The organism is Pseudoalteromonas sp. Isolate6, from assembly GCF_022398435.1.
GTDB classification, from domain to species: domain Bacteria; phylum Pseudomonadota; class Gammaproteobacteria; order Enterobacterales; family Alteromonadaceae; genus Pseudoalteromonas; species Pseudoalteromonas galatheae.
Map to the genome: position 1 here is coordinate 1 of NZ_JAKEVK010000360.1, position 1949 is coordinate 1949.

The following is a 1949-nucleotide window of genomic DNA, read 5'->3' on the forward strand; positions in this document are numbered from 1 at the left end:
ACTTAAATCTATCTTGATAAGAAAGCGCCCTAACAAATGAAATAAAATGAATTATTTTTGAATCTTGGCACTGACGATAACGCTCAAATATCTTTAATAGATAATCACTGCTTACAGTCATTACCCCAGCTTCAGAAAGCTTTAAGTAGAGATAGGCAAGGTCTGAAAAAAGTGCATCTATGTCAAGGAGTTCGTTTGTTATATCCTGATCAAAAATGACTCCCTCAATAATTGGCGAGAGTACAGCTAGTTGGAATGGATTGTTTGTAAGCAACTTTTCTCGATATACGCTTGCCTGCTTTAGCGAACTTAGCCGGATACAACAAATGTCCAAGCCTGACGATGATGAGAGCTCAAGCCCAGCTAATTTTAAAAACGCATCAGGATCTTGCTGCCAACGAGCATAAGCATGAGTTAACGCTTCTACCCCTTCCCCCATTTCTTTAGCTTGTTTTAATTTATGATCAAATGCCTTAGCAATTGCTGTTTGAAATAACACCAGTGGCATGTTGTTAAACCAACAAGTTAGCGAAATAACTAAACACCCCAACCAATCATCGTTATCTATCGCCGCCGCAGGTAACGGGTCATGTGTAAAGTGAATTGCAGGCTGCCAATAACCTTGCATAGCACTTATAGAGTTGAAACGCAGGTATTCCTGGATCCTTCTAGGACAATCACTATCGCCTTTACTATCCAATACCATAAGCAACGTCGCCTTGCGTGCTTTTAGTTTAGACGTTAGTGCATTTAGGTTTTCACGGGTTTCGATAAAGCGCTCGAAACTTTCTAGGTCTTCTATTGGTTGCCTAATAACATACGCGTGTTGACTTTCTACGTAAGGAAATCTTGATTCTAAGTACTCAGTCATTCGACATGAATTGTGACGTATGTAGTAAGATGATATTTCGGTTTGCTGTAAAGCAGCAGCAATAGCCTCTGAGAGATAAAAGGCATTCTCGTTGTTTTTTTCAATAATCAGCCAGTTGTGACAAATGAGGAAATTGTTAAGTTCGGCTAACTTGACGTCATCTAAAATGACCTCATTACTCGCAATTTTTGGAAACGTTCTTAACTGAAGTGCTTCATACTTCAGTGGTTTCTTATCAGCATTTGAGAAATAGTTATTGACCTGAACATCTCTGTTCCCTTGGATCACAGCTTCTTCAAACGTACTACTATCAAATTGGCTTAGTTGCTGCGGAACATCATTATCATATGCATTGGTTTCGATGCCAATGCTTGAACCAACCTCTGCTTCCTTTGGATCAGCACTCATATAAAATCACTTTTAAAATTTTAAAAACGGGAGCAATTAAGCCTTAAGAGCTTCAAATAGCGAGTACTTCGCTATGAAAGATACAAGCTTCTTAACTAGCTTAAATTTACAGGGTCAAACCACCCCTTATCGGAATTTAAGGCTACCTTTAGTCTTTAGCACCAAAGTTAAGCGTAATGTCCCTATTACCAGTGATGACATTTGGTGCATTCGCCCCGCCGTTAAAGGTGCACCCTTGAAACTGAGTATTGCTTTGCTGTCCATTTTGATTTGTAGGGTCTGAGTGGTGGTTGTTTTGTTGATTTTCTATTCGCTTTTGGTGGTACTCTAGCACTTCTTCAGGCTCAATATTAAGCGCAGTCAATAGATTCTTTAGCTTACTTACCGTCGATGACGAGAGTGGCGCTAAACTGGCTAAGTAACCTTCTGTCTTATAATTGCGAAGGCTTCTATCACTCATGTAAGCACTGTCTATAACTTGCTGTTCAGATAGTCCTTTCTGATTAATCTTCTCAACAATTAGCTGCCTTAAAGACTCTAATTGCATCTCATCCGCAAAGTTATAAACTTGTTCCATTTCGCGCTCCTTACCCTCAGGCATACCAAAAAATCTCACTTACCGGTCTAAAAACCACATTTAGATTACATTTCTATACAATTAAAACATAAT

The 1949-nt window shown here is 39.1% G+C and carries 2 protein-coding genes; both read right to left on the bottom strand.

Annotation, left to right across the window (positions count from 1 at the left end):
- Nucleotides 1-1279, bottom strand: a 1279-nt coding sequence (locus L1D50_RS22870; protein ID WP_239966922.1) for a hypothetical protein, incomplete at its 3' end; no start/stop codon positions are given.
- A gap of 148 nt (nt 1280-1427) precedes the next feature.
- Nucleotides 1428-1856 (bottom strand): hypothetical protein, encoded by a 429-nt coding sequence (locus tag L1D50_RS22875; RefSeq protein ID WP_128727496.1) that lies wholly within the window; start codon nt 1854-1856, stop codon nt 1428-1430.
- Nucleotides 1857-1949: the final 93 nt, after the last annotated feature.